The organism is Corynebacterium sp. HMSC076C10 (genome assembly GCF_001812455.1).
Taxonomy (GTDB): domain Bacteria; phylum Actinomycetota; class Actinomycetes; order Mycobacteriales; family Mycobacteriaceae; genus Corynebacterium; species Corynebacterium jeikeium_D.
Genome location: NZ_KV809151.1, coordinates 1 through 412 on the forward strand (window position 1 = coordinate 1; position 412 = coordinate 412).

At 54.6% G+C, this 412-nt stretch carries 1 protein-coding gene; it reads right to left on the minus strand.

From position 1 onward, the window contains the following. Window positions 1-203 (minus strand): hypothetical protein (locus HMPREF2857_RS11270; RefSeq protein ID WP_210384782.1); only part of this gene is annotated, 203 nt, incomplete at its 3' end. Between the last annotated feature and the right edge of the window lie 209 nt (window positions 204-412).

The window sequence follows — 412 nt, forward strand, 5'->3', positions numbered from 1 at the left end:
GAGTAGGTCGCCGCCGGCATAAAAAGTTTATTGTTGTGGGTCGTGGTAGCCAGTTCCCGTGTGGCGTTGGGTGCTGCGGCCCACTTTTGTTTTACCCACAGGTGAACGGGATTAAATAGGGGTTGGTCTGCTCGGTAGCGGAAGGCGGGCATACCGGTGTCTTGAGGCTTAAGGGGGCAAAGGGTGTCCGGGTTAATGGACACAGGCGTGTCCGCTTAGAGGATCGCCCGGTTGGTACCTTTCGCTGCTTACCCCAATGTGAGTTACTGACTGCCTTTATGGCTGTCATTGGCGGGTGAATGCGGGGTTAGTTCCTGGGTCTATGGCAGCGGCTGTGGGCTAATTAAAGTTACTGACTGCGTTTATGACAGAAATAGCGCGGTAGGGTCAGGCGGTGAATGCATCACCACTT